The sequence below is a fragment of the Streptomyces sp. Sge12 genome (genome assembly GCF_002080455.1).
GTDB lineage: Bacteria > Actinomycetota > Actinomycetes > Streptomycetales > Streptomycetaceae > Streptomyces.
In genome coordinates, this window is sequence record NZ_CP020556.1 from 68,109 (window position 1) to 94,144 (window position 26,036).

23 protein-coding genes and 2 pseudogenes are annotated in these 26,036 nt (G+C 69.3%); 16 read left to right on the forward strand and 9 right to left on the reverse strand.

Annotated elements, in window-relative coordinates:
• Window positions 1-3: 3 nt before the first annotated feature.
• On the reverse strand, window positions 4-1,362 hold the full coding sequence (locus B6R96_RS36245) for a tetratricopeptide repeat protein (protein ID WP_081525470.1): 1,359 nt from the start codon (window positions 1,360-1,362) through the stop codon (window positions 4-6).
• A gap of 235 nt (window positions 1,363-1,597) precedes the next feature.
• Here B6R96_RS36245 and B6R96_RS36250 point away from each other — a divergent pair, with 235 nt between their 5' ends.
• Together B6R96_RS36250 and B6R96_RS36255 are read left to right on the forward strand one after the other, a co-directional pair.
• Window positions 1,598-2,650: an NAD-dependent epimerase/dehydratase family protein gene (locus B6R96_RS36250; RefSeq protein WP_081525471.1), complete on the forward strand. Its 1,053-nt coding sequence runs from the start codon at window positions 1,598-1,600 to the stop codon at window positions 2,648-2,650.
• A 36-nt stretch (window positions 2,651-2,686) separates the two neighbouring features.
• Window positions 2,687-3,379, forward strand: a complete 693-nt coding sequence (locus B6R96_RS36255) for a transferase (RefSeq protein ID WP_081525472.1) — start codon at window positions 2,687-2,689, stop codon at window positions 3,377-3,379.
• A gap of 142 nt (window positions 3,380-3,521) precedes the next feature.
• Here the strand turns inward: B6R96_RS36255 and B6R96_RS38890 are convergent.
• Window positions 3,522-3,995 (reverse strand): annotated as a pseudogene (locus B6R96_RS38890) (DUF4913 domain-containing protein); the annotation flags it as partial.
• A gap of 5 nt (window positions 3,996-4,000) precedes the next feature.
• Between B6R96_RS38890 and B6R96_RS36265 the strand changes: the two are divergent.
• From B6R96_RS36265 to B6R96_RS36285, 5 genes are all read left to right on the forward strand, one after another.
• A complete protein-coding gene (locus tag B6R96_RS36265) occupies window positions 4,001-4,306 on the forward strand; it encodes a hypothetical protein (protein WP_081525473.1) in 306 nt (101 codons plus the stop codon).
• A gap of 92 nt (window positions 4,307-4,398) precedes the next feature.
• Window positions 4,399-4,959, forward strand: a complete 561-nt coding sequence (locus B6R96_RS36270) for an RNA polymerase sigma factor (protein WP_159396460.1) — start codon at window positions 4,399-4,401, stop codon at window positions 4,957-4,959.
• Complete coding sequence (locus tag B6R96_RS36275) at window positions 4,956-6,671, forward strand: IclR family transcriptional regulator domain-containing protein (RefSeq protein ID WP_081525475.1); 1,716 nt, start codon at window positions 4,956-4,958, stop codon at window positions 6,669-6,671. Before B6R96_RS36270 ends, B6R96_RS36275 begins: the two co-directional genes overlap by 4 nt.
• Window positions 6,672-6,909: 238 nt before the next feature.
• Entirely contained in the window at window positions 6,910-7,317 is a 408-nt protein-coding gene (locus tag B6R96_RS36280; protein WP_159396461.1) for a hypothetical protein, read from the forward strand.
• Window position 7,318: 1 nt separating this feature from the next.
• Window positions 7,319-8,911 (forward strand): hypothetical protein, encoded by a 1,593-nt coding sequence (locus B6R96_RS36285; protein ID WP_081525477.1) that lies wholly within the window; start codon window positions 7,319-7,321, stop codon window positions 8,909-8,911.
• Between the two features lie 287 nt (window positions 8,912-9,198).
• On the opposite strand, the gene B6R96_RS38605 is transcribed toward B6R96_RS36285, so the two are convergent.
• Window positions 9,199-9,327 carry a hypothetical protein gene (locus B6R96_RS38605; protein WP_257789528.1) on the reverse strand — a complete coding sequence of 43 codons (129 nt, stop codon included), beginning with the start codon at window positions 9,325-9,327 and terminating at the stop codon, window positions 9,199-9,201.
• 178 nt (window positions 9,328-9,505) lie between these two features.
• On the opposite strand from B6R96_RS38605, the gene B6R96_RS38685 reads away from it, so the two are divergent.
• The gene (locus B6R96_RS38685) at window positions 9,506-11,995 is read left to right on the forward strand and encodes a tetratricopeptide repeat protein (protein ID WP_159396462.1); all 2,490 of its coding nucleotides are present in this window, start codon (window positions 9,506-9,508) and stop codon (window positions 11,993-11,995) included.
• 200 nt (window positions 11,996-12,195) lie between these two features.
• On the opposite strand, the gene B6R96_RS36295 is transcribed toward B6R96_RS38685, so the two are convergent.
• Both B6R96_RS36295 and B6R96_RS36300 read right to left on the reverse strand, forming a co-directional pair.
• On the reverse strand, window positions 12,196-13,290 hold the full coding sequence (locus B6R96_RS36295; protein ID WP_237291731.1) for an integrase: 1,095 nt from the start codon (window positions 13,288-13,290) through the stop codon (window positions 12,196-12,198).
• The gene (locus B6R96_RS36300; RefSeq protein ID WP_081525479.1) at window positions 13,287-13,760 is read right to left on the reverse strand and encodes a hypothetical protein; all 474 of its coding nucleotides are present in this window, start codon (window positions 13,758-13,760) and stop codon (window positions 13,287-13,289) included. The genes B6R96_RS36295 and B6R96_RS36300 overlap by 4 nt, the downstream gene beginning before the upstream one ends.
• A gap of 219 nt (window positions 13,761-13,979) precedes the next feature.
• Between B6R96_RS36300 and B6R96_RS36305 the strand changes: the two genes are divergently transcribed.
• From B6R96_RS36305 to B6R96_RS37530, 3 genes are all read left to right on the forward strand, one after another.
• Complete coding sequence (locus B6R96_RS36305) at window positions 13,980-15,005, forward strand: hypothetical protein (protein WP_081525480.1); 1,026 nt, start codon at window positions 13,980-13,982, stop codon at window positions 15,003-15,005.
• A complete protein-coding gene (locus tag B6R96_RS37525) occupies window positions 15,002-15,154 on the forward strand; it encodes a hypothetical protein (RefSeq protein WP_159396463.1) in 153 nt (50 codons plus the stop codon). Before B6R96_RS36305 ends, B6R96_RS37525 begins: the two co-directional genes overlap by 4 nt.
• A 643-nt stretch (window positions 15,155-15,797) precedes the next feature.
• Entirely contained in the window at window positions 15,798-16,274 is a 477-nt protein-coding gene (locus tag B6R96_RS37530; RefSeq protein ID WP_159396464.1) for a hypothetical protein, read from the forward strand.
• A 141-nt stretch (window positions 16,275-16,415) separates the two neighbouring features.
• On the opposite strand, the gene B6R96_RS36310 is transcribed toward B6R96_RS37530, so the two are convergent.
• Entirely contained in the window at window positions 16,416-17,918 is a 1,503-nt protein-coding gene (locus B6R96_RS36310) for a ricin-type beta-trefoil lectin domain protein (protein WP_159396465.1), read from the reverse strand.
• 842 nt (window positions 17,919-18,760) lie between these two features.
• Here B6R96_RS36310 and B6R96_RS36315 point away from each other — a divergent pair.
• On the forward strand, window positions 18,761-19,312 hold the full coding sequence (locus B6R96_RS36315) for a DUF4145 domain-containing protein (RefSeq protein WP_081525482.1): 552 nt from the start codon (window positions 18,761-18,763) through the stop codon (window positions 19,310-19,312).
• A gap of 37 nt (window positions 19,313-19,349) precedes the next feature.
• Here B6R96_RS36315 and B6R96_RS36320 read toward each other — a convergent pair whose 3' ends face one another.
• Window positions 19,350-19,925 (reverse strand): hypothetical protein, encoded by a 576-nt coding sequence (locus B6R96_RS36320; RefSeq protein ID WP_081525483.1) that lies wholly within the window; start codon window positions 19,923-19,925, stop codon window positions 19,350-19,352.
• A gap of 166 nt (window positions 19,926-20,091) precedes the next feature.
• Between B6R96_RS36320 and B6R96_RS36325 the strand changes: the two genes are divergently transcribed.
• Window positions 20,092-21,141 (forward strand): integrase, encoded by a 1,050-nt coding sequence (locus B6R96_RS36325; RefSeq protein WP_107475784.1) that lies wholly within the window; start codon window positions 20,092-20,094, stop codon window positions 21,139-21,141.
• Window positions 21,142-21,186: 45 nt separating this feature from the next.
• On the opposite strand, the gene B6R96_RS36330 is transcribed toward B6R96_RS36325, so the two are convergent.
• Window positions 21,187-23,109, reverse strand: coding sequence for an outer membrane protein assembly factor BamB family protein (locus tag B6R96_RS36330; RefSeq protein WP_237291732.1), 1,923 nt, complete (start codon window positions 23,107-23,109; stop codon window positions 21,187-21,189).
• Between the two features lie 136 nt (window positions 23,110-23,245).
• Window positions 23,246-23,809: a hypothetical protein gene (locus B6R96_RS36335; protein ID WP_081525518.1), complete on the reverse strand. Its 564-nt coding sequence runs from the start codon at window positions 23,807-23,809 to the stop codon at window positions 23,246-23,248.
• Between the two features lie 193 nt (window positions 23,810-24,002).
• Here B6R96_RS36335 and B6R96_RS39085 point away from each other — a divergent pair.
• The 3 genes and pseudogenes from B6R96_RS39085 to B6R96_RS37825 all read left to right on the forward strand — a co-directional run.
• Window positions 24,003-24,128, forward strand: a pseudogene (locus B6R96_RS39085) (hypothetical protein); the annotation flags it as partial.
• Between the two features lie 124 nt (window positions 24,129-24,252).
• Window positions 24,253-25,083: a hypothetical protein gene (locus tag B6R96_RS36340; protein ID WP_203351769.1), complete on the forward strand. Its 831-nt coding sequence runs from the start codon at window positions 24,253-24,255 to the stop codon at window positions 25,081-25,083.
• Window positions 24,986-25,843, forward strand: coding sequence for a hypothetical protein (locus B6R96_RS37825; protein WP_203351770.1), 858 nt, complete (start codon window positions 24,986-24,988; stop codon window positions 25,841-25,843). The genes B6R96_RS36340 and B6R96_RS37825 overlap by 98 nt, the downstream gene beginning before the upstream one ends.
• Window positions 25,844-26,036 lie beyond the last annotated feature (193 nt).

Consider the following 26,036-nt stretch of genomic DNA (forward strand, 5'->3'; position numbering starts at 1 on the left):
CTTTCACGCCTGGTTGCTGAGGAGTTCGGTGGCGCGCTGGTTCAGGCCGGCCGCGCCGGTCACACCGCGCGTGCGGTACCGGGCCGCAGCCGCCTGGATCTCCCTGACCGCCTGCCGGTTGCGGTCGGAGACCACGCCGCCCATGAAGTCCAGGGACCGGGCCCACAGGCCCACGGCTTCCTCGTGCCGGTACTGCCCGGCCACGGACTTCCCCAGGTTGGCCATGGTCAGCCCGTGCTTAAGCTGGTACGTGCCCGGGGTGCGGCCTGCCAGCGCCCGCCGGTAGTGGCGTTCGGCCGCCGTGTGGTCGTTCATCGCGGTCAGGGTCTTGCCCATGTGCGAGGCGACCGTGGCCGCCACCGGCCCCGAGGCGGCGGCGTAGGAGGGGACCGGGTCCCGGGTGTCCGTCACGGCGTCCTCGGCCGCCAGCAGCGCACGGGCCGCCTTCGCGGCCTGGCCGCCGGCCCCGTACGCCCTGGCGCACGTCACCAGCAGCAGCGCCTCGGTCTGCCGGTCGACTTTCCCCGCGGCTCGGTGCAGTGCGGCTTCGGCCAGCTCGGGGCAGGAGCCGGGGTGGCCCAGGTCCAAGGCCTGGTGGGTGAGGGCCCGCATCATCCACGCGGCGTGACCGTCCGGGTCGGCCTCGCAGGCAAGTTGGTAGCCCAGCAGGTAGTAGTGCTGGGCAGCGCCCTCCCGGCCGAGGTCGTGATGCTTCCAGCCGACCAGGCAGGCCAGCTGGGCCGCCGCCCCGAACGCCTCGCAGCGGATCGCGGTGGAGGGGAACCGGGCGGTCAGCATCGGTGCGACGGTGTCGGTCAGGTAGGCGGTGACGGTGCTCAGGCCGTGGCCACCACCCATGCGTTCGTCCACACTGCGGAACGTCTCGGTAAGCTGCCGGACCGTCGTCACCTCGGTCGGGCCGACGCTTGCGCCGGTCTCGGCCGCCCTGAGCGTCGCGGCGACCGCTTCGTGGTCGTAGGTCAGCGGCAGGCCGACAGCGGCGGCCGTGAACGCGGCACCGAGGAAATCACGGCGACGTTGCATGACTGATCTCCCGAGGTCGGCGATGGCGGCCAGTGGATCTGCTTCCATGGCCCCGCCGCCTTCGCAGCCTAAACCGATCTCGGCGACCGTCACCCGCCGCTTCGTCCGTCTCGTCAGGGCCTCGGCGATGTAGAACGGCGTCTGGCCGGAGGGTGTACCCCCGGCGACCCAGTACGCGACGGCCGACGGCCCGGTACTCAACCGCTGACCGGCCTCGGCCGCCACCGAGCGGATCTCCCTGGCCAGCGCGTAGTACGTGGCTCCGGACTCGGCAATCACATCCGCCAACGAACTGTTCGGCGTTCGATTCCCTGCCAACGTCGGCTCCCTCGGAAGCGATCTTGAACGGGTTGAACGGGTTGCCGCTTCGCCCACGGTACTCACTTTCCGTGCTGGCGAGTTCACTGTTCATCACGCCGCCCGGGGCTGCACCACCGGTCCGTCCGATGGAGCCCACCCCTGCCCCGGGCGGCGCCTGCCGGGGAAGCGGTCCCAAGCGCGGTCGCACACCCTCCCCACCACCTGTCCTCCCGCTGCATCCGAGGAGACCACCGTGAGCCTGACCGACGCCGACCTGTCCGCTGCCCTTGCCGGTTCGACCGTGGTGGTCACCGGCGGCGGGGGCCTGGTCGGCTCCCGCATCACCGCCCGGCTGCGCGCGGCCGGGGCCCGCGTCCTTGCCGTGGGGAGGCTCGACGCCTACCCCGCCACCGTCTACGCCGACCTGTTCAACGTCCACACCACCGACCCCGACACCATCGTGGGCGACATCGCCGACGCAACGCTGATGGACCACGTCATCAGGGAAGCGGACTACGTGATCCACGCCGCCGCCGTCGCCGACGTGGCCGCCTGCACCCGCAACCCGATGGCCGCGATCGACACCAACGTCACCGGCACCCAGGTCCTCCTGGACGCAGTCCGCCGCTGCAACGCCCGCGTACGCCGCTTCGTATTCGTCTCCTCGGCGGCCGTCTACGGCAACGGCGACCCCAAGCGCCACGACGTGCAGACCTGGCACGAGGACCAGCCCTTGGCCCCGCTCTCCGTCTACGCGAACACCAAGGCTTGGGGCGAGACACAAACCGCGCTCGTACTGGGCGAGGCCAACGTCTCGCACACCTCGGTCCGCTACTTCTCCGTCTACGGCGAACCCCAGACCGTCAAGGAGGGATCGCACTCCTGGGTGGTCGCCTGGATGGCGATGCGCGCGAAGCTCGGCCTGCCTCTGCACCTGAACGGCGGCGGGCGGCAGGTCCGTGACTTCGTCCACGTCGAAGACATCGCCGAGGCCACCATCGGGGCCATGCTCGCCCGCGGCGCGGACCGGCAGACCCTCAACATCGGCACCGGCCGGGCCACGTCGATTGCCGAGGTGGCCCACCTCATCCGCAACCACTACCCCGACGCCGAGTTCCAGGACCGGCCGCTTCCCGCGGGCGACCCGCTCGGCGGGACCGCCGACACCGCCCGCATGACCGCCGCCCTGGACTGGGAGCCCCGCATCACCGTGGCCGAAGGCGTGGCCCGCTACGTCGCCTGGCTCGACAACACCCCCGCCGCCCTGCCTGACTTCCTGCGCCGAGAAGCCGCCGAAGCCGCCTGAACCGCCCGCCCAGACGACGAGCAGGAGGCAAGCCCGATGCCTGAATCCATCCGTATCGGTGACTACGTCCGCAGCCCCGCAGCGTCCGGCCTGGACGCCACCGGCTACGCCAAGATCGGAGAGTTCGAGCTCTCCGACTTCCTCACCCGCTGGGATGCCCTCCACGACGACGCCCTGCAGGTACTGCCCGAGCGGATCCACCCCACAGCGCAGATCCACCCCACAGCGATCATCGGCGAAGACGTCATCATCGGACCTGGAGTCCGCGTCCACGAGTTCTCAACCGTCCGCAAACGCTCCGTCCTCGCCGCCGGCGCCTCGGTCGGCTTCGGATGCGAAGTCGCCCACTCCTTCGTCGGGGAGAACACCGTTCTCGGCCACCAGGTCGGCATCGGGCACTCCATCATCGGAGCCGATGCCCACCTGTCCGCGAACCTCGTGATCGCAGCGATCAGCCTGTGGAACTACGACATGCGCGTCCCCGTCAAGGAGATCGTTCTTCACGGGCCCGGCGACGAACCGCCCTACCACTGCACAACGCCCCAATTCGGAGGCCTGATCGGCGACCACGTCCAGACCGGCAGCATGATCACCCTCGGCCCCGGCGTCGCCGTGGGCAGGTACTCGGCCATCGCCGCGAGCGTCTGCATGGGCAGCACCATGGTCCCCGCTGCCAGCGTCGTGCGGTCTTCCTCACCCGAGGTGACCATCGAACCCCGCCGCATCTGACCAACCGCCCCGTCCGAATCCCGGCGAGCCCCAGGCGGCGCTTGCTCGGTCCGGATCTGACGCCATGCGCTGGGCACGACACCGGACATGCGGTGGCGATCTGATGCTCGCTTCTGGTGCAGCCCGAGAACGGACCGCTGGAGCTCCGCAGTTCCCGCAGGCAGAGGTCGATGGTTTCGGCGGCCACCTGCGGTCCCGTGTGGCCGCAGGTGGCCGCGTCCGTGAGCTCCTGCCGGGCCAGCCAGAGGGCCTGCAGGCGCACAACGGCAACGGGGTGCGCGAACCACAGGTGGCACCACCTTGCGTCCGCGGACGGCTCGGCCAGGTACCCGAGTACGAGCACTCCTTCCACCCACTCGGTCAGCGCATGGAGTTCGCCGTCGTACTGCGGGGGCGAGCAGCAGGACCGCCGCCTCTGACTGGCCGGTGCCCGGAGCGACGCTTCCCCCGCGGTCCGCTGGTTTGGGCGTACGCGCCGGAGTGCGCCCCAGGCCGGATATTCACTCTCCTGGGTGAATCGGGGGACGGTGGGGGGAGAAGTGCGCCCTGGGTTTCGTCTGGGGGGCGAGGACGCGTTCACGCCGACCGCGTCCCGCCCGGACAGATGGAGAACCACTGATCATGACGACGCCGTTCTTGGAGTGGACCGAGCATGCCTCGGCCGCCGTGAGCGCGGTGCACGCGCTGCTCGCCCTGGCCGGCTTGTTCCGGAGAAGCCCCGCCGCCAAGACCGACAACCCTCACACGGCCGGAGAGGTCGAGGAGGAAGGGTGCAGCTGCTCTGCGAGGACTCTCGCGGTGCGCGTGGAAGTCGCCTGCGCTGCTGAAGCCGCTGTGGTGGTCCGGCTCGACGTATTCGCCCAGGCCCCTGCCGGTGCGGCTGCGGTTCCCGACGCGTCCCGTGGCGGGGAGCGAGGCCCGTGGTAGGGGGCGGAGCAGAAGAGGAGCTCGCACCCGACACGCCCCTCGCCGAGGTCACACAGCAACCGACCCGGGAGGAAGCTACCCCGGAGTCGGACGTGGCACAGCGGCTGGTGAAGGCGCATCCGCTGTTCCTGAGGTCGGGACCGCACGTCCTGCGACGCGCGTTCCGTTCCTTGTCACCGGAGGCCTGTGAGGACGTCGTGCAGGAGGCGCTGCTGAGAGTGGGGCTGAAGGCTGCGGCAGGTGAACTTCCGCCAGATACGAACGTCATGGCGTATCTGCGGCAGACCGCGCGGAACCTCGCCGTGGACGAGTACCGCAAGGAGCGCCGGGCGGGCCGGCGGCTGGTGCTGCTGGACATGGACTCGCTGGATGCTCGTCCTGCCGAGCAAGAGGAAGACGACGATGAGGAGCGGCGCAGGCAGCGGAAATTGCTGCACCGCGAGATTTCCCAGATGCGCGACAGCCAGCGCCGGCACGTGGTGGCCCTGCAGAGCCAGGGGCTGAGCGATGTGGAGATCGCGGCCGCGCTCGGCATACCTGCAGCCCGGCTGCACCGGCTGCGAAACAAGGCGATCGCCCATCTGAGGCGCAAGCTCACTGGGCATATTCGAGAGGGTCAGCGCAAGAAGAGCCTCGGAAGGAAGGACAGGTGACGGATGTGAGCAGGTACGACGACCACCGCGGCGGGGCGGGCCGCCCGGAGCAGCCGGTGGTGCCCGCCGAGCTCGCGCACCTGCTGGCCCAGCTCGCCGGCCCACACGACTTCTGGGATCGCCCCGCCGGCTACTTCGGGCCCCTGACCAAGCAGTACGGCCTGACCCGCGAGGAGCTCTCCCACGCCAACTCGCTGTACCGGCTGGGGTCGAAGGCCCTGGCGCGGGGCGAGCTCCTGCGGGCGGGACAGTGGCTCGGCGAAGCGGCCGAGGCCGGACACCCGGGCGCCCTGTTCCGCATGGCCGCCCTGACCGGGCGCCTCGAAGGCGACCGACGCGAGGACGTACGGTTCCTCGTCGCGGAAGCCGCCCGGCACGGACACTCCGATGCACGCCGGCTCCTGGCCGCGACCGCGCACCGGCGCCCCTCACCCGAGGCGGCGATTCCACCGGTCGAGGACCCGCAGTACTTCGAGGAGGTCCGCAGCCACCTCGGCGTGAACCCCGAACTCCTGACCCCCGGGCCCGAACCCGCCGACACCCTCGCCATCGCCGCTGCAGCCGGCACCCCCGGCGCCAACGACGGCATGCGGCCGACCGGGCCAGGCGGACCCCACCTCGTCCTCGTACCGCCGCCCACCTTCCCCGCCCCGGCCCGCCCCGAGCCCGGCACCGGGCCCGAGGCCGAGCCCGGGCGGGCGCACCTGAGGTCTCTGGACGGACAGGGGGCGGGCGCTCTGATCCAACCCCTTCCCGACCCCGCGCCTCACCTTGCCGCCGCAGCTGCAAGGGCCGCGGCCGCCGCCCGCGAGAACGCCGGGTCCGCAGGCGAGGGGAGGAAGGAACCGTGGTGGTCGGCCAACGCACTGCGACCCGCAGTCCTGACCGACCTGGCCCGCTCCCGGGTCCAGCCCGCGCAAGTACCCCGGGAGCAGGCCGCCGCCCTACGCGCCCGCGACCTGCTCCACCACATCCAGACCTCCGGAGGGATCACCACCCGCGACCTCGCCCGCCGCACCGGCATGTCCGTCACCTCCACCGCCTGGCTGCTGCACTGGCTGCGCGCCCAGTACCTGGTCGACACCACCAACGGGGCCCACCGTCCCGGCCCCGTCATGGCCATGGTCGGCCGCCCCGGCCAGCACGAAGCGCTCATGCAGCGCACCCTCGACGGTCTGCGCGACCACCTCGGCGCCGCCGTCTACCTCTCCGCCTACGCCGGCGGCGAGATCACCATCCTGCAGTCCTCGCACAGCCCCACCGCACCACCGGTCCAAGTCGACGCCGCGTTCACCGACACCGCGCATGCCAGCGCCGTCGGCAAGGCGCTCCTGGCCGACCTCCCCTTCGAAGCCCGCATGGAACACCTCGCCCGCTACCAGCCCGTCGCCTACACCGGCCGCACGATCACCGACCCCCGCACCCTCTTCGACAACCTCGACAACCACGGCCCCTACGCACCCCAGTTCGACCTACTCGAGTACTCCGACCGCAACGTGTGCGCGGCGTACTCGCTGACCCTTCCCGGCGACGACTCCACCTGCATCGCCGTGGCCCTGCCCACCGACCAGCACCGCCGCCTAAAGCGGACCGCCGCCGCCCTGAGCAGGGCCTCCACCGGACTCCTCCTCGCCCAGCTCCTCACCAGAGACAAGCAGCCCGCCAACACCTGGGACAGGAAGGAACCGCCAGCACGCCGCGCACTTCCTTGACGAACCCTGCACTGCCACACACAGGCCAGGACGCGCCAGCCACTCGTGCTGAGGCCGCCGCCCCTGCATGGGGCGGCCGCCCACGCATCTGCCTTCCAGCAAGGCAGTGGCGGGCAACAGACCGGCCCGCACAGCTCGGCGCCCGGGTTATCCACAGGGGCGCCGTCCTCCACAGGGCGGCCCGCTGCTCCTGGTTCGGCTGGCACGATCAACATCACCGACTGGGAAGGGGATGTTGATGACGGCTTTGATGGAGCTCGACGTGCAGCTCGACGCCGAGGACACGGACGTGGTGCTCGCCGCGGTGTGGGAGGTCTTCGGGGTGACCGCCGCGCTGTGTCACCGGATCGCGTTCGACGAGGGCAGCGACGAACTGCAGGCGATGCTCGCGGGGCAGAAGTGCGACGCCGGCCGCAACCTGCTGCCGCTCCCGACGGTCGGCACGGCGGTCGAGCAGCCGCCCCCGGCCCCTGGCGCGGATGGTCTTGAACCCTTCGTACGGATGCTGACGCACGCGGGGCAGTCCCTGGAGCGGCTCCTAGCCACGGCGGACAGCGTCGACGAGGGCGCGGAACGCGCGCTGCGCGAGGCAGGGGAGCTGGCCGCCGGTGCCGCCGTGGCGCTGTCCCGGGTCCGGGAGCGGTGACGTGACGACTCTGGGAGACCTCTTCGATGTCGCCGTGGCCCGGCTTCAGGAAGCCGGACAGGCGCCCTTGGCCTCCAATCCGCACGGAGGTGCCGACTTAGTCGACGGTGTCGTCCACATCCTGGAGGAGATCGGCAAGGGCATCGGTCCGCGCGGCAACACGTCGGCTCGTGAGCGGTCCCTGACCGTGGGGGAGCGGAACCTCCAAGGCGGCCTGAAGCAAGCGACCCAGTGGCTGGCCACCGCGCAGAACTACCTGAGAGGCCAGAGCGGGAGCGGATCGGTTTCCGTCAACGACCGCCTGGTGGACGCCGGCCGGGCCTTGGTCGCGGTACGCGACACGGTCAGCAGCCACCTCGGACCAGACCGGGGTCCGCTGACCCCGTACGCCTACCTGCTGAGTCACCAGGCCGGCCTGGACTACCTCGTCCACCGGTACTCCGAGGTGGCCTACGCAGCCGGCCAGGTCGTCCACCGGCTCGCGCAGGACGCCGAGCACCCCGGCGCGGTCGAGGCCTTCGAAGCGGCTCGGCTGTCCCTGAACGGGGCATCGGTCCACGCCCGGGCCGCAGCCAGATCCGCCGACCATTCGCTGGCCTCCTTTCCCTTGGCCCTGGCGGTGGAACCGGTGCAGGCGTCGCCCACCGACTTGACCAGCACGGTCACACTCCGATTGGAGCAGGACAGCGAGAGACTCTCCCGTGTCGCCTACGGGGCACTGCACGACCGGGCCGAACAGCGGCTCAGCGGGGCGGACCTCAAACAGCTCTCCCGATGGACGGCCATGACCCGCATGCTCTCCGGGCGGGTCCTGCGCCGGGTCGCGGACGAGATGCCGGAGGACCCGGCGGCCGCGGGCCTGATCGAAGCCGCAGGGGCGCTGCGTACGTCGGCCCGGGCCTGGGACGCGGCTGCTGAGAAGTGGGCACACGTCGTGGACATCTCCGACCCCCGTGAGCACCCGCAGTTGCCGCCGCCCGGGTACGAACTCGTCCGTTCGGGCCGTGTCACACGTCTCCCGTCGCCGGACCCGCATCCGGCGGTCGTCATCTCCCGCACCGCCTGCGTCCGCGTCGGACAGCTGCTGTTCGGTGCGCAGTGGACACCCGAGCAAGCGCCAAGACCATCTCGGCCCGCTGCGGAGATCCTGGAGGATGCGGGAGGACTGGGTGCGCTGGCCGCGTCGCTGTACCGGCTTCCGGCGGCCGGGTGGCAGATGGCCGTGGCCGCCCCCTGGACCGTCAAAAGGGCCGGCGCCGGACTGGTGACCGATGCCCCGGAGTACCGGCCCGCGCAGCTCGAACCCGACCGCCGGTTCTACCCGGTCCACCTGCGCCAGGTCGAGGCGTTCACCTCCGCATACGCGCAGGTGATGGGTGCGGAGCAGGCAGCTGCGAGCAGCCTTCTGAAAGTTGCCCGAAGGGCGGGAACGTCCGTTCCTCGTGCCGCGCTCGACGCCTCCGCCCACCAGACGATCGTGCGGGAGCAGAAGTGGGTGACGCCCACACAAATCCAGGATCCAGCCCGAAACCTGCCCCGTGCCCACGTCCCGACCGAGCTGCTGACCGGGCGTCGGCCGGGCCTGCGACGCTGAATCGGGGAACCCCTTCCCGCCTTCGGTCGTGCACGAGGCCCCGTACCTGCCCGGTACGGAGCCTCGCTGTCTCGGCGCTGCACGCAGCAATGGTCTTCCCCGAAGTCGCCCGAGCGACGACGAGGCCCGCACCGACGCGGCGCGGCCGAGGCCGCACACCGGGCAGGCCATTGCGCTGATCCTCGCCGACGCACCGGTGTGGGGGCGAACCGGTGGTACCGGTTCGCCCCCATACGACGTTCCTGTCTCGGGGCCGGTGCGCCGACCGGCGCCACCTCCCGTCCCGGTCAGTCCGTCTTCTCCTCCTTGCCGTCGTCGGTGCGGGCGACATTGCGGGCACGGTGGATCTCCAGGCCGATGCTCAGGGCCGAGGAGAGGACGGTGAGGATGTCGGCGGCGGTGGAGAGGAAGTCCATGGGTGTGTGTCCCCCTTGGGAATCAGGTCCGCGGTGGTGCGGCACGGGCCAGACCATGGAGGTGAGTTGGGTTGTACGGACCCCGCGGACCGAACATCGCAGGTAGATTCCGGACAGGATGGCCGTTGTCCCGAACGGGCCGAACATGAGGACCGAGGGATCAGCTCAAGGGGTGCGGGTGGCAGGGAAGCCGGGACGTAAGTGGCGTGATCTGCCTACGACCACCGCCCCGGAGGTGCGCCGGCTCGCCGAGTTCCTGCGAGCCCGGGTGGACGAGTCCGGCAAGACCCTCAACGACCTCGCCCCCGCGGTGCAGAATGCCTCCTCGGTGATCAGCACCTATCTCGGCGGGAAGATCCCCACCCAGCGCTTCGTCACTGCCCTCGTCGCAGCGACAGCCCCGCCTTCGTTACGAGAGAAGCACACGGGTGAGGCACTGCGGCTGCTGGAAGCCGCGCTGCATCCGCCCCGCCGCCCGGCCGGCGGGGCGCAGGCCAGTCCCGTGCTGGGAGCTGTGGTCGATGTCGCTGCGGTCCAGGCCCAGCATCTGGAGACCTACGCGCATCTGACGCGCGCGTTGGAGCAGCACAACGAGCTGCGGCAGGCGGCCGCGAACTCCGAGAAGCTGGTGTGGGTGCTGTACGGGATGGTGGGCAAGCTCCAGGAGCGCGTCACTCATCTCACCGCTGATCGGGACCGCCTCGGCAAGGGGTCCGAGGCCGCCGAACGCAAGCTCACCCGGGCGCTGGGACAGCAGGACCGCGCCGAGAGCGAGCTTGCCCGCGCCCGCGAGAAGCAGCGTGAAGCCGAGGAGCTTGCTGCACGGCTCCAGGAGAAGATCGACCACCTGACCGGTGAACTCGACCGGCTCCGCCCCGACACCGCGCAACTGCCCGACCCCATGCATGTGCCGGCGGAGGGGGCTGCGGCCGGAGATGACCCTGAGGGCGACGACATCGAAGCCGCTTTGGCCAGGGCCGAAGCCGTGAATGACAGCGACAGCGACACCGTCGACCGGATCACCACCGAACTTGCCGACAACCCCGATGCTGTTCCGAACAACCCTGTGACCAGCCCGAACGGCCCAAACAACCCCGCCTTCCCAACCGACTTCCAACACCATCCCTCCAAGCTCGGCGTGGCCGGAGACCAGCGCGAGACCCGTGCCCCCTTCGCCGACATCGTGACGCCCTCGGCCGCCGGTCTGGGCCCTGACCACCCCGACACCCTCAGCGCCCGCCACAACCACGCCCACTGGACAGGCAAGACAGGCGACCCGCAAACAGCCCGCGACCTCTTCAGCGACGTCGTCACCGACCGCACCCGCGTCCTGGGCCCCGACCACCCCGACACCCTCACCACCCGCCACAACCACGCCCACTGGACAGGCAAGACAGGCGACCCGCAAACAGCCCGCGACCTCTTCGCCGACCTCGTCACAGCATCGACCCGCGTCCGGGGCCTCAACCACCCCGACACCCTCAGCGCCCGCCACGAGCAAGCCCGCATGACCGGCTTGACTGGCGACCCGCAAACAGCCCGCGACCTCTTCGCCGACCTCGTCACAGCATCGACCCACGCCCTGGGCCTCAACCATCCGCACACCCTCACCACCCGCCGCGAGCACGCCTACTGGACGGGCGAGGCAGGCGACCCGCAAACAGCCCGCGACCTCTTCGCCGACGTCGTCACCGACCGCACCCGCGTCCTGGGCCCCGACCACCCCGACACCCTCACCACCCGCCACGAACAGGCTCGCATGACCGGCTTGACTGGCGACCCGCAAACAGCCCGCGACCTCTTCGCCGACCTCGTCACAGCATCGACCCACGTCCTGGGCCCCGACCACCCCGACACCCTCACCACCCGCCACGAACAGGCTCGCATGACCGGCTTGACTGGCGACCCGCAAACAGCCCGCGACCTCTTCGCCGACCTCGTCACAGCATCGACCCACGCCCTGGGCCTCAACCATCCGCGCACCCTCACCGCCCGCCGCGAGCACGCCTACTGGACGGGCGAGGGAGGCGACCCGCAAACAGCTCGCGACCTCTTCGCCGACGTCGTCACCGACCGCACCCGCGTCCTGGGCCCCGACCACCCCGACACCCTCTCCACCCGCCACGTGCACGCGCTCTGGACAGGTGAGGCAGGCGACCCGCAAACAGCTCGCGACCTCTTCGCCGACGTCGTCACCGACCGCACCCGCGTCCTGGGCCCCGACCACCCCAGCACCCTCACCACCCGCCACGAACAAGCCCGCATGACCGGCAAGACAGGCGACCCGCAAACAGCCCGCGACCTCCTCGCCGACCTCGTCACAGCATCGACCCACGCCCTGGGCCTCAACGATCCGCACACCCTCACCGCCCGCCACAACCACGCCCACTGGACGGGCGAGGGAGGCGAGCCGCAAACAGCCCGCGACCTCCTCGCCGACCTCATCACCGACCGCACCCGCGTCCTGGGCCCCGACCACCCCAGCACCCTCACCACCCGCCACGTACACGCCCGCATGACCGGCAAGGCAGGCGACCCGCAAACAGCCCGCGACCTCCTCAGCGACCTCATCACCGACCGCACCCGCGTCCTGGGCCCCGACCACCCCAGCACCCTCACCACCCGCCGTTCCCTGACCTATTGGGACAGTCAGGGAGCTGTGCGGTAGTGCCCCGCCACGAGGGCGAGGGCAGAAATCCACACCGCCTGGCGCAAGGTCCAGCGCATTTACCAGAGCGCTGACCGAAACATCGACGACTCCTCGGGCCCCGACGCATGAGGTTGTCCAGGACTGATCACTGCCTTCGCCCGAAGACCTTCCTGCAAGTCAGGCACCCCGGCCGGTCTGCGGTTGCGCGGCCGCCTCGGTCAGGTAAGGCCGACGGAGGCGTTGTCGTCCCAGCCGTCTTCGCGCTGCATGTATCCGAGCAGGGAGCGGGAGTGGCGGGCCCAGCCCCCTTGGTCGGCAATGGCGATGCCGTCCTTGCCCTTCTTGCGGCCGGTGGAGGCGAGGCCGATGCGCAGGGAGTGGCCGGTCCAGGAGATCGGCACGCCGGCGCGGGCGGAGATGCGCTTGACGGCGCGGGTGACCGAGTCGGGGACCAGGCCGCCGGTGATGTGGCCGTGGCGGTCGATGCCGACGAAGGCCGGGGTGGAGGGGTCTGCCCAGCGTGGTCCGTGTTCGGCGACGAGCCGCTCGCGGTAGGTGGCGTAGGCGCGGACCGGGCAGATCTCCGGGTCCTGGGCGTAGCCGATCTTGGCGTTGCGGACGGAGTGCTTCGTCTTGCCGGTGAGGACGGCGACGACCAGGCCGCGCGGGTGCAGGGTGACGTCGCCCTTCTGGAGGCCGGCGGGGTCCTGGGAGCGCGAGGCGTAGTGGAAGCCGGTGAGGACGAGGGCCTTGTCCCGGTCCCCGGCGAGGGTGTCGGGGCAGGAGCGGGCGATGGCATACAGCCCCTCGACGTCGGCGCCGACCGCTTGGCCGCGGCCGCGCCGCTCCCCGGCCTGCAGCAGCTTGACCTCCAGGCCGGCCAGGGCCTTGCGGGCCGCGGCCTGGTCGTCGCCGCTGACGGCGACGCCCCGCTCGCGCAGGCCGATGACGGCGGCGGCGAGGTGGGTGTCGGCGGAGCTCGGTGCGTAGCCCCTCCCGTTCTGCTGGCCCTCGCGCAGCATCCAGGCCACGAAGGCGACCAGGGCGCCGCGGGAGCCCTCCCGGTCGGGAAGGCCGGCGGCGGCGCAGAACCGGGTCCAGACCCGCCACGACTTCTTGTAGGTGTCGACGGTGTTGTCCGGGACGATCGCCACGGCGATCGCGTCGGCGAGGTCCTCGGCGGCGGCCAGGCGGTGGGCGGCGTCGATGCCGTGGCGCTCGGCCCAGCGCTCGACGAGCCGGATCCGCTCGGCGGCCGCCGGGTCTGCCGCCTCGACGGCGGCCTCCCGGGCGGTCTCGGAGGCCAGGGTCACGGGTGGGACCGGTCCCCGTCCAGGCTGCCGCGCTGCATGCCCTGGTCGGCCTGCTCCACGAACTCGGCGTGCTCCACGCACAGGTAGCGCAGGCGGTGCCAGCGCGGCCGGTAGTCGGGGTGGGAGGCGAAGCGCGATGCGGTGTCGATGAGCCGGTTCCACCGGAAGCCGAGGCCCTGGCGCAGGGTCTGCACCGGGCCGGGCTGCCCGGCGCGTCCCTCGGTGAGCACCTCCTGCCAGATGACGAGCTCGTCCTCGAGGTCGCGGCAGGCGGCGTCGGTGAGTTCGGCCAGCCGCTGGGCGGCCCACCGGGCGTCGGCGTCCTGCTCCTGGGCCGCGAGTTCGCCGAGGCGGGCCCCCAGGAAGCTCTGCAGGGGTTCGATGTCCGGGATGCGCAGGTCGTCGGAGAACTCCAGGACGGCGGCCGGGGCGAGCAGGTCGTCCACGGCCTTCAGGTGCCGGTCGGTCATCGGGGCCCCTTCGCAGGGTGCGGGTGCTCCACGGGCGTTTCCCCTCCCTTGCCGACGCCCCGTCACGACCCGCTGTCGTGTCCCGGTTTGTCGCGTCGGATAAGGGGAGCTTATCCGACGTGATGGAGGCCACAGGACCTGTTCCAAGATTCTTTGACAGATCGCCACCGCGCCGAGCCCGAGGAGTGAAGGCTCAAGAAGCGAACCCGAGGAGTGACTGTGAGCTACATGCCGGCCAAAGACAGGGACGCAACCGCACTGCCCTCTGCGGTCTCGTTCCTGGGGACCCGACTGTTCCCGAAGACCGCCGGGGCGTACATCGACGTGGATCGTTCGTTCCTGGTACTTGGCACGGGGTCCTCACCGGTTCGGCGCCACGGGAAGACCACCACATCGCCGGCGCTCGGGATTTCCCTCATCGTCCAACTGCACACGTGCCCGACGGGGCGTTCGTGGCTCACCACGGTGGCCAGCCCCATCGCCGAACTGTCTGGCATCGACGGTGCGGGGCGTGCGCTGGCCGACCTCATTGCGCGTCCGGTGTCCCGGACGTCCAGCTTCTACATCCAAGTGGTCGCGGACACACTGCTGGTTTTTGGACTCCGGAGCCGCTTCGCGAATGCCCCGGAAGCGCGAGCAGAGGCTCGGGAGGCGGTGGCCGCAGCCCTCCAAGCCCGCAGGGCCATCCTGGAGTCCGTTGACGACATGGACTGGAGGCCGACGGTAGCGGCCTTCTCAAGTAGGTACCTGGGCATCGGCCGGGCCGACTGGCAGTGGCTGGAGGCTGTATCAACCGCCCTGCTCGGGAACTGGACCAGTGTCCTCGACACACAGCCGCCGGATAGTGACGACACGTTGCACCATCTGCGCCAGGAAGCGCGCACGGTGCACCGGCAGCTGATGCCATTGGGGCAGCGCAAGGCCGGCCCTGGTCGGGTGTGGATGCTGGACTACCGATTCCAGTCCGGGGAGACACTCCACGAGCTGGTCGGTGGTTCGTACCGGATCGACGACGAGGCGCTGGCCTGGTATCCGGACCGCCATGACGCCTGCGCCGTATTCGGCCGACTCCGAAAGGACGAGCAGCATGTAGCCCGCGCCTTCGCGCTCGGGGGCGGATCGTGGGCGGAGGCTGCAGCCGCCGCAGGGTTGCCCGCTCAGGCCGGTGAGCGCGTGATGCGCAAGCTCCGGCGGCTCGGCCTGCAGCACCAGCAGCGGTGGGCGACCTTGGTGCATGCCGCGTGAGCACCGCATCCGCACTGGCCTGGGCAGCGCTGCCGGAGTTCCTCGGCAGCCTCACCGCCGGCCTCGTCATCGTGGGCACGACCTGGCTCACCCGCCGAGTCCAAACCGTCCGCCGCCTCCGCCGGGGCGAGGATTCCCGCTGCCCGTGAGCAGGCCCAGTCAGGAAACGGGCAGAGGCTCACGCCGGTGGTTGCTCCGCGGCCGCGCGGGCCGGAGCCGGCCGGCGGAGCAGGGGGCTGCGAGCAGCCTTCTGGAAGCTGCCCGGAGGGCGGGAACGTCCGTTCCTCGTGCCGCGCTCGACGACTCCGCCCACCGGACGATCGTGCGGGAGCAGAGGGTGACACCCACACAAATCCAGGATCCAGCCCGAAACCTGCCCCGTGCCCACGTCCCGACCGACCTGCTGACCGGGCGTCGACCGGGCCTGCGGCGAGAATCGGGGGCCGCCCCCGGCCGTAGGTCGTGCAGGAGGCCCCGTACCTGCCCACTAGGCGGCGGGGTGCTCGGCGACGTCGACTACGGTCCCGTCCGGGCATACGATCATGGTTCAGGGGCGCCGTCCCTCGACAATCAGCACGTCGCCTTCATGCTCATCTTCAGCATCGCTCAACACGCCGCGCAGTGCGCCTCGATGGGAGCGTCCGGGAGCAGTGCCAGGTCGGCGAGCACGATCCGGTCCGGGGTGCGTGCCGGGCGCGGCAGGTCCGGCTCCCACCCGGCGACGAAGTGGGGGCGGTGTGCTCGGCCTCTATGCCCTGCCTACACGGGGGTTATGAGGGCTACGATTCCTGCATGGCAAACGACGTGGTGTTCCATAGGTCGGCGACGGTAGCGATTGAGCGGTCCATCTTCGGAGTGGACGAGAACCGTTATCCGGGCGAGGCGGATCGCCCCTACTGGGTCGATCTTCCGATGGACCGCGAAGAGCCAGTCCGTGTAGGGCTGAGCATGCTCCGAGTCGTGAGCCGCTCGGGAACCCATGATGCGCAAGTCACCATCGAGGTTCGTCACCGACCGAGCCACCTGAATGAATCCGACTTCGAATTTCTTGGCGAGTGGGCTTACCGAAGCAGCAGCGGCAGGGCATGTGTATTCAATATCGATGGGCCGATCTTGCCATTTGAGCTCGAGCCCAACAGTGAGTACAGGTTGCACATTTGGCGCAGCCATGCAGGGGCTAGAGAACTGCAGGATTCCACACGCTCTATGACAGAACCTGAAGAATACGTAATCCAGTTCTGCTCCGAAGTTGCTCTCATGGAGTCCTGAGGCGGCTGCCGTCTATTACTATCGGACGACAGCCGCAAGGCAGACGAATACACCCTTCGGACTAGCCAGAACGCGAGTTCACAGCTCTGGGTGCGCTTCGCTCGGAGCCATCAGACGTAAACTGCCAAGGCTCTCTCAATTTCAGGGCGACGCCCACTTCTGATTCGGATTACCCGTGCATGAGTAGAGCATGACAGGCGTTCCATTCGCTGTACCCCAGGCTGTCACATCCATGCACAATCCGCTTGGAATGTGAACAATGGATCCCACGATCGTGGGATGCCGTCCCCACTTTTGACTAGGGCCGCCGGTGCACGTCTTCGCGGTCAAAGGAGTTCCACTCGCACCGCTACCGGCGTCAACGCAGTTGCCGAACACACGCAATTCGCTATCATCGTTAACGTAGAAATCCTGATTCGCCCCGCCCCAGTGGCTCCAGAGCTGAACTGCCGCACCCGAGCGGAAATTCTGCACATCCATAGCCATCTTCGCTGGCAGCGCATGCTGAGCAATGGCGCTACCAATTCCCAACTTGCCGCCTGTTTCGATTAGCACCTGGAATGCGTCACCATCGAGAATGCGATCTTGCCCGTACCACTTACCCAGCGCGCCGCCAGCCTTCGAATTATGCGACTGTGGGACATACCGGACCGAGAAATTCCGATCCCCCAAACCAGCACCCTCCTTCGTGGAAGCGAAAGGAAATTCATCACATTCGTGGGTGGCGTCAACTTTAGGGATACTGGCACATGCCGCATCTTTCGCAGCCCTGTTATTCTTCTGAATTTGGTCAGATTGCGCATTGAACGCTGGATAATTCCGATGAAGTACCGTATTGCTCCAAATTTCCCCCGGTATCTTCTTGGGGGTGCTGATCCAGGGTTCTGTGCCATCAGGATTCTCTAGAGCGTAATACACATGCTCAGCCACTCGGCTGAGCTCTTTATTGTTGTAGTCATACGTGAGATTGGGGGTGACCCAGCTGAAGATGGCCCCCTTGGTGCCGTACGGCGCAAGGTAGGCGGCTGAATCGAAACGCATTTCAATGGGCACACTGTTGCTGTAGTCCGTAGCCCCCTTAGTGGCATCCACCTTGTATGAGCTGCGGACCTCACACGAAGCCTTTTTGTCTATGCGACTCTGATCTCCCCAGCTCTCGGGGCTTTCCGCCTCGTAGTAGACATACGTATCGTTCCAGGTGGCCACGGGCTCCTTGTATGAAGTTGAGGAACCGAAAGTTGCTCCGCAACCGCGACCTGGATCACTACTCACACTCATCGTCATGTTGGCGCCCGACCCAACGCCAAATATTCCACTGGCAACGACTTCGGTTACCTTGACATGAATTCGACCCAAGCGGGCGTCACCCACGGACAGACCAACTTCCGTCTCTCGGAAGCGAACCTGCCCTTCTACCCGCCCTTGCCCATCGAGCTTCGTGGCCGTGTTGTAGCCCCATCGGCAGAAATTGAAGCGATTTACCACGTCTCCCTTGGGGTGATGCCCCTCGGTATTAGCGTTGCATGCCGCAAAGTCGATAGTCCCGTCAGATTTAACGAGCGATACCTGATTTCCATCGGTAATGCTCGATTTGTAACTTGAACCGCTCTCGAGCAGAGCTCGCTCCCTCTCTTTTGGGTCCATGAGAGTCGGCTTAATGGGCTTTTCCGACGAGGGGACGAGACTTGACCGAGGCGGCAACGCGCGATACTGGGAGCCAACCGCTACCAACGGCGTCTCAATATTGCTTCGCGCCCAGACCGTAGAGCCCGGTGCCCGGTCTGCCGCTGAAGCCGGCGGCGAGGACAGAGCGACCAGAGCCAGCATCAGCCCTATCGCTGCCGAAATCGGGCGTTTCATTTAAATTCCCCCCAATTGTTTCCACAGTGATCAACTTGCGAAACATAGCAACTCCGAGTGGGGAAGGGGCGTCGGGTGCCATGGGTCAGGGTGGTGCGGCTCTCCTCCGTTCTGGCCTTCGGCGGGGTGCCGACTGGGAGGGCGAGGATCTGAACGGACCACGAAGTAGGTCTGAACGGGACTTTGGAGAACTGCTGATGTGCGGCTTGCCGCGGGTGGCGTCGGTGGCGGTCCCGAGCCCGGTCCAGCTAGCGCCGCCGCGTACGGCGGAGGTCGCGAGGAGTGCCGGACGCGCTCGAAGGCCATGGTGACCACCGCGCTCGCCCTGGCCGTCGCGCCACCGGACAACTCTGCGGGGTCAGCAACTGGCCGGGGTCCGCCAGCGTTCAGCCTCCCGCCCCGCGCGCGGCGCCGAGCGGGGAAAACCCCCGCTCCTTCGTCGGAGCCGTGGGCTACCTTCCGCAGATGACGCACGAATTCAAGAACCTGGACGGCTACGACCCTATCCGTCAGACCGTCGCGGGGAAGTGCCCCAGCTGCATCCGGCTGACGACCCTGACCGTCACCTACCACATGCGTGTGGAAGCGCCGGTAAGGCTGACGGGGACCAGAAAACGAGCCGCCTCATGCTGACGTTGCTCTGCAACTGGTGCAAGCACGACAGCGTGTTCGTCCGCCACGCTGCCGTCAGTACGCTGCCCAGCGGGGGAGGCGGCTCCACCTACACGTACAAAACGATCACCATGGACCAGGTGTGGCCGCCGCGGACACCGCGAGAACTTGCTCCGGAAGCGCCGTCCATCGTCCGGGAGGTGTTCGCCGAGGCGGCTCTCGCCGAGGCCGCCGGGGCGTACCGGTTGGCCGGGATCGGCTACCGGGCGACGGTCGAGCAGATCGTGAAGGAGAAGGGAGCCGCGGGCAGCAACCTTGCTCAGAAGATCTTGGCTCTGTCCGGGATGGGTGTCCCTCAGGACATCGTGAATGCCTTCCACGAGGCGCGGTTCGTGGGGAACGACTCGGCGCACGACGCGCTCGCCTACTCGGCCGAGGAGATCGCAGACATCGCGGAGCTCATCCACGAAGCCGTCCTCGTGCTCTACGTGCAGCCGGCACAGCGAGAGGCCATGGCGCAGCAGCGGGCCGCTCGCCGTACCGCCGCCAAGCAGTCATCCCGGTAGGCGGGGGCACCTCCCGAGCCTGGGCGCGACCGGTGGGTCAGAACGGGACTTTGGAGAACCGCTGGTGTGCGGCTTGCCGGGTGGTGCCGGTGGCGGTGCCGATCACGGTCCAGGACGCTCCCCCGCGGACGGCGGAGGTGACGGCCTGCTGCAGCCGGGCGGTGCCGAGCTTCTCAACCCGGGCGGCGGCCTCGACCGCGGCCAGCGGCCGGGCGTCGGCCAGCGCCGCCAGCTGGACGCGCAGCTTCTCGATGGTGTCGGCGACGTCGTCGGGGATCCGCCCGCTGATCAACTGGCCAACGTGTTCGGTCTCCCACTCGGCGAACGGGCCGTCGCCCGTCTCGAAGCCCTCGGTGTTGTCCTGGTCCTCGAGGAAGACCGGGAACATGGCCGCGCTGCGCCACCCGCACGCGCAGCCGGCCTTGACCGCGAAGGCCCGCGGCCGCCCCTCCTGTCCGTCGTACTGCCACCACGACGAGTTCTCGCCGGTGTACGCCTGTCCGTCGGCGCCGGTTCGCGGCGTACGGACCGGGGGCGGTTCGGTGCCGTCGGCGAGCACGGCCACCGCGTACCCCTCGTGTCCGGCCGGCAGGTCGTCCGAGTGCCATCCCATGTCAAGATCTCCTGACGCAAAGGGTGAACCGTCAAGGTTCCTTGCGCCAGAGGCTATCGCGTCAAGCCTCCTTGACGCAGGCTTTCGCGATGATCCCTTGATCCCGGATAAGCTCCCCATATCCGGGATCACAGGAAGCTCACAAATGCGGCGAACGGGGCGGTCCATGGCAGACAGTCAGAAGGCAGTTGAATCGGTCGTCTTCCCGGCGGCGCCGACCCGGCCGGAGGAGTACGACACCGCGACCCGCGCCGTACTCGACCACATCGACCGCCAGGCCATCCGGACCGTCTCCGACGGTCGGCCGGAGCGGACCCGATCCGGCTACGCACAGGACTGGGCGAGCTGGACGAAGTTCTGCGCCGCCTCCGAGGTACCGGTGCTCGCCGTCACTGCGGGCACGCTCGTCATGTTCGTGGAGTGGCTCTGGACCCAGCCCGGCTGGAAGAAGGGGACGTGCACCGCGCCCTCGACCATCGACCGGCGCCTGTCCGGCACCGTCGTCTCCGCCCGCGCCGAGCACGGCGTGCGGCTGGAGGAAGGCATCGCCCGCCTCGCCCGCAACCGGCTTAAGCAGCTCGTCAAGGAAATGGAAGCCAGCGGGGAGACCCGCGGCCGCGGCCAGGCCCCGCCGCTACTGGTCGACCACCTGGCGCGGATCAGCGCCGCCTGCCCCGACAACCTCATGGGCATCCGCGACCGAGCCCTGGTCCTCATGCACTTCGCCGTCGCCGGCCGCGAACACGAACTCTCCTTCAACCGGGTCCGCGACTACGCCGAGACCCCCGCCGGCATCCAGGCCGACCTGCGCGTGTCCAAGGTCCGCCCGCGCATCGTCCCGGTCCCGTACGGGTCCCGCCCCTCCGTCTGCCCGGTCCGCACCTGGCAGGCATGGAAGGACGCGGCCGCACTGGACGACCCCGACAGCCCGGCGTGGCTCCGACTGCACTCCCGCCGGCACACCGTCCAAGAGGGCGGTCTCAGCCCCGAGGGCATCGGCGACGTCATCACCCGCGCCGGCGAACGCGCCGGAATCGAAATCCGCTTCACCGGCCACAGCCCCCGCCGCGGTCTCGCCACATCCTCACGCCTCAAGGGCCACGACCAGATCGTCATCGCCAAACAGGGCGGCTGGGCCCCCCACTCCAAAGTCCTCGCCGGCTACCTCGAAGTCGTCGACCAGTGGGAGGACAACGCGTTGTTGGGGGTGCTGTAGCGGGGCTGCACCGAAGAGGATCTCCAGGCGGCCAGCCGCTACCAATCACGAGGCGCTGGCCCGACCGGTGGCCGCGTCGACCGCGTACACCTTCCTGTCGTCGCTGCCGATGTACACGATGCCGTCCACGACCACCGGCGATGAGCGGACCTCGCCGCCGGTGGTGTGGATCCAGCGGGGGATGCCGGTGGCCGCGTCGACCGCGTACACCTTCTTGTCGTCGCTACCGACGTAGACGGTGCCGTCCACGACCGTCGGGGACGAATAGACCCCGCTGCCGGTGGTGTGCATCCAGCGGGGGATGCCGGTGGCCGCATCGAGCGCATACACCTTCCCGTCGCAGCTGCCGACGTAGATGGTGCCGTCCACGACCGTCGGCGACGAAAGGACCCCGCCGCCGGTGGTGTAGGTCCAGCGGGGGGTGCCGGTGGCCGCGTCCAGCGCGTACACCCTGCAGTTGTTGCTACCGACGTAGACGGTGCCGTCCACGACCGTCGGCGACGAACGGACCCAGCCGCCGGCCTTGTGGGTCCAACGGGGGGTGCCGGTGGCCGCGTCCAGCGCGTACACCCTGCAGTCGTTGCTACCGACGTAGACGGTGCCGTCCACGACCGTCGGCGACGAACGGACCCAGCCGCCGGCCGTGTGGGTCCAACGGGGGGTGCCGGTGGCCGCGTCCAGCGCGTACACCCTGCAGTCGTCGCTGCCGACGTAGACGGTGCCGTCCACGACCGTCGGCGACGAAAGGACCCAGTCGCCGGCCGTGTGGGTCCAGCGGGGGGTGCCGGTAGCCGCGTCCAGCGCGTACACCTTCTTGTCGCCGCTGCCGATGTAGACCGTGCCGTCCACGACCACCGGCGACGAAACGACCCTTTCGGCGAGCCGCGCCCAGAAGCCGCTGCTTGTGGTGTGGGTCCAGCGGGGGGTGCCGGTGACCGCGTCCAGTGCGTACACCTTCTTGTCGTAGCTGCCGATGTAGACCGTGCCGTCCACGACCGCTGGCGTCGTCCGGACCGGGCCGATGGTGGTGTGCGTCCAGGGCTGATGGGAGGGCTTCGCCATGGTGGGCCGAGCCGGTGGAGGCCGGAGACCTCCGGTGACAGTGCCGCCATTCCGGTAGTCCGGCTCTGCGCGCGGGGTCGGCGGTGGTCCGGGAGGCGAAGACGCGGGCAGGTGGTGGAGGCGGTCACGGACATCGGCGGCACTGGCGGGCCGGTCGCCCGGCATCTTGGCAAGGAGTTCGACCAGTAGCGCGTCGAGATGCGGCGACAGGCCGGGACGGTGGCTTGAGGGTGGTGCGGGCGGGGTGTTTACATGGGCGTACATGAGGGCTGGGGTGTCGAGGTCACCAAACGGGGTGCGACCGGTCAGCAGCTCGTACAGCACGCAGCCCAGCGCATACAGGTCCCCGCGGATGTCGCCGACCTTGCCCAAGAGCCGCTCAGGCGGCATGTAGGCGACCGTGCCAATGACGCGGCTGGCCATGGTTCGGGTGGAGATGTAGCGGGCGATTCCGAAGTCTAGGATCTTGACGCCGCCCGCCGGGGTGAGCATGAGGTTGGCGGGCTTGAGGTCACGGTGCACGATTCGCACGGTGTGCGCCGCGTACAACGCGTCGGCGGCCTGCGTGGTCCACGCCAGGACGTCCCCGACCGGCGGCAGGCCCTTTCCCAGCACAACGGCCAGGTTCTGCCCGGGAACGTTCTCCATCACGAGGTAGAGCGTGCCGTCACGGTCCCGTCCGAGATCGTGGACGGTCACGATCCCCGGGTGACTTAACGTCCCCGCCGTACGGGCCTCCCGGAAGAACAGCTCTTCACCTTCGGTCGTCCCGAGATGCGCCTGGAGCAATTTGACCGCCACCAAACGCTGCATCACGCCGTCGCGGGCCACCCACACCTCCCCCATCCCGCCCCGCCCCAGCAACTGCTGCAGCTCATACCTGCCCGCGATCACCCGCTGCGCCACCGGCTCCCCCAAGTTCCCAGAACTGCGCGCATTCTCCCGCACATGCCCCCAGCGAGATGGAGATTCCAATGGGCTCACCCTCATCCCTGGAATCGTCCCGGACGTGGCTCGCGCGAGGAGCCTCCGAGCGGGGTGGCTACGCGGCGGCCGGTTGTTCCGTCAGTCGTTCGACGGTTTCGGTGAACTTCCTGTGGTCGGCGTGAAAATGCCGTAACCGGGTCCACCAGAAGCCGAAGAACTGGCGCTGGACGGGGAGGGTCAGGTCGCCCAGCAGGTCCAGCTTAGTGGTCTCCTCGCGCTCGGACAGGATCAGCATCCGGGCGTGGCTGGAGTAGGCGACGGCGAGGTCGATGAGGTGGCGGGAGGGCCAGCCGCCAGCGAACGTGGCGACGTGGTCGTTCATCCACTGGGTGGCTTCGTCAATCTGCTGCAGCCAGCGTTCGCGTTCTGCGGCCAGCCGCTCCCTGACGACTGGTGTGCAGGCCGGGTCATCGGCTGCGGGTAGCGGGAAGTTCCGGAGCCTCGTGGATGCCATGAGGACGGTGGTCAGGTGGGTGTTAAAGGCGTCGCGGGCGGCGTGGGCATCCCCGATGCGCTTCTTGCGGGCGTCCAGTCTGGGGGTGACGGTCAAGCCGGTCGCGGTGGCGGCCACCACAGCGGTGACGGCGGCGACGGCGATGGTCCACGCGGTGTTCGGCATGTCCGACATGGTGACGCACGTCGCGTGCCCGGGTCCCGGGTTCGGCTGATCGGCCCCGAGAGCGACGGGCTCGCGGAAGTTCTTCGCGACGGATCCTGTCCCGCGCGACCCTGCACCCGTATATGGGTGGAGGCGGGGGACCCCCGTCGCCGAGACCGGCACCAAGGTCGTCGCCGTCGGCGACCCGCTCCAGCTGCGCACGGTCGGGATCGGAGGCGGCTTCGCCCGGATCCACCGCATCGTCGACGGCCTCGAACTCACCGAGAACCGGCGCCAACGCGACATCGTGGAACGGGGCGCCTTGCAGGACTGGCGCAGCGGCGGCCGCGCCAGCGCGCTCGCCGCCTTCGCCGCCCACGGCCGCGTCCACGCCGAGGACACCGCCACCGAGGCCCTGACCGCCATGCTCGGTGTCTGGAACGAAGCCCGGCCCCGCTGGGCCGGTGACCCCCACGGACAGGTCTCCGACCTTCTGCTGCTCGCCGCCCGCCGCGCGGACGTCGCCACCCTCAAACGCCGGCGCCCGCGCCGCGCTCGTCGCCTCCGGAGAGCTGGAGGCAGGCCACATCTACGCGGTCGCGGGCGGGGGGCGGATCCAGTTCGCGGCCGGGGACCTGGTCCACATCCGGCGCAACGACTACCGCAGTCGGCGCGACGAGTCCGCGGTCGACGTCCTCAACGGGTTCCGCGGAGTCGTACTAGACGTCGACGCCAAGCAGGGGGTTCTCGTCCAGTGGCACCGTCCTCGGCTGGCCAGCGGGTTCGTAATGAGCGAGGCCTGGATGTCCGCCCGCGACATCGCCGAGGGCCGCCTGACCCACGCCTACGCGATGACGATCGGATCCGCGCAGGGCCTGACCGCCGAAGTCGCCGTCGCCTACGGACTGCACGCCGACTCCCACAGCCTCTACCCGGCGATGTCCCGGGCCCGGCAGGAGAGCCACCTCCACCTGCCGCTCGACGAACTGGAGGACCACCCCACCCGGGCCGCCCTCGAGCCGGTCCGCACCGACGCCGACCGCCTGGACCGTGCGATCGCCGCGTACGGCCGCATCCTGCAGGCCAACGCCGAGGACACCATGGTCACCGACGAGCTCACCGGCATCCCCGCCTTCCCGGACCGTGGTCAGGGAAGAATCCGCCTACACCCCGTGGCAGCAGCGCCCGTACGGGCACTTGCCCTCACAGCACCTGGCCGCCCGGGCTGCGGAGGAGAGCGCGGCCGCGCAGCGCGCCGAGCACCTGGCCGCCGAGCACGAGGGCCAGGCCGGTGAACAACAGCACCACCTGGAGGCCCCCGTCACCCCTGGAGGGGCACTCGCCGCCGAGGCGTACGACGTGCTCTCCCGGGCAGGCGGCTGGACGCAGAGGGCGCGAGAAGAAGCAGAGCGCCAGGTAGCGGCCGAGAGGCACGCCGTGTCGACGCGCCGGGTCCTCGACCGGATCGAGCAGTCCGCGCAGAAGGGCCGGATAGCGCTCCGGCTCGCCGGCACCAGCCGGAAGGAAACCGCAGCTCTCACCGCCCAGTACCAGCAGCAGTACCTGGCCGCGGTCGACGAAGCCCAGAGGGCCTCGCGCGCCTCCGCACATGCCCTGCGCCAGGGCTGGCAGGCCCTCACCGGCTACCAGCACGCCTCCCTGCTCATGCAGGGCGGGGCCCTGATCCCGCCCCGGGACGTTCCGGCGATGGAGACGGTCCTGGAGGCGATGCAGCAGCGTGTACCCGTCCTGGCCGCCCGCCTCGATACCCGTATCGCCGAGGACATCCAGCAGCTGCGTGAAAGTTGCGGAGCCCAGCGGACGGTGGCCGCACGTCACCGTGCGAACGTCGTCGCGATGCAGCAGGAGCACACCCTGCGCGAGGAGATGCAGGCAGCCGCTCCGCTCCGACATGCCCGCGAGGCCGACGAGCGCGCCACCGCGGTGCAGGGGCGCCAGGTTCAGACACCTCCCGGGCAGGCGACGCGGGCGCCCTCCCCCTCACCGCGGCACCCTGCCCCCACCGAGCCCAGGGCTCAGCTTCCGCGACCGTGAACGCTGACCTCTAGCTCTGGGACTGCTCAAATCCGGTACGAACAGACCGCGCCCGGTCCAGGATCCGGGCCATGGACTTCGTTCAGTGGCTCCCCGCGCTCGCTGGGGCGGGAATGATCGTTTCCGCCACCATCACCAGCCGAACTGCGCTCAAGACGGCATCAGGGTCGGTAGCAGCATGGGTGCGAATCCG

Bases quoted from the DNA above. Each gene is read 5' to 3' on its own strand.
- B6R96_RS36255 (WP_081525472.1), top strand. From the start codon at position 2,687: ATGCCTGAATCCATCCGTATCGGTGACTACGTCCGCAGCCCCGCAGCG.
- B6R96_RS36265 (WP_081525473.1), top strand. From the start codon at position 4,001: ATGACGACGCCGTTCTTGGAGTGGACCGAGCATGCCTCGGCCGCCGTG.
- B6R96_RS36280 (WP_159396461.1), top strand. From the start codon at position 6,910: ATGACGGCTTTGATGGAGCTCGACGTGCAGCTCGACGCCGAGGACACG.
- B6R96_RS38605 (WP_257789528.1), bottom strand. From the start codon at position 9,327: ATGGACTTCCTCTCCACCGCCGCCGACATCCTCACCGTCCTCTCCTCG.
- B6R96_RS36300 (WP_081525479.1), bottom strand. From the start codon at position 13,760: ATGACCGACCGGCACCTGAAGGCCGTGGACGACCTGCTCGCCCCGGCC.
- B6R96_RS37530 (WP_159396464.1), top strand. From the start codon at position 15,798: ATGGCAAACGACGTGGTGTTCCATAGGTCGGCGACGGTAGCGATTGAG.
- B6R96_RS36310 (WP_159396465.1), bottom strand. From the start codon at position 17,918: ATGGACCCAAAAGAGAGGGAGCGAGCTCTGCTCGAGAGCGGTTCAAGT.
- B6R96_RS36315 (WP_081525482.1), top strand. From the start codon at position 18,761: ATGCTGACGTTGCTCTGCAACTGGTGCAAGCACGACAGCGTGTTCGTC.
- B6R96_RS36320 (WP_081525483.1), bottom strand. From the start codon at position 19,925: ATGGGATGGCACTCGGACGACCTGCCGGCCGGACACGAGGGGTACGCG.
- B6R96_RS36325 (WP_107475784.1), top strand. From the start codon at position 20,092: ATGGCAGACAGTCAGAAGGCAGTTGAATCGGTCGTCTTCCCGGCGGCG.
- B6R96_RS36335 (WP_081525518.1), bottom strand. From the start codon at position 23,809: ATGCCGAACACCGCGTGGACCATCGCCGTCGCCGCCGTCACCGCTGTG.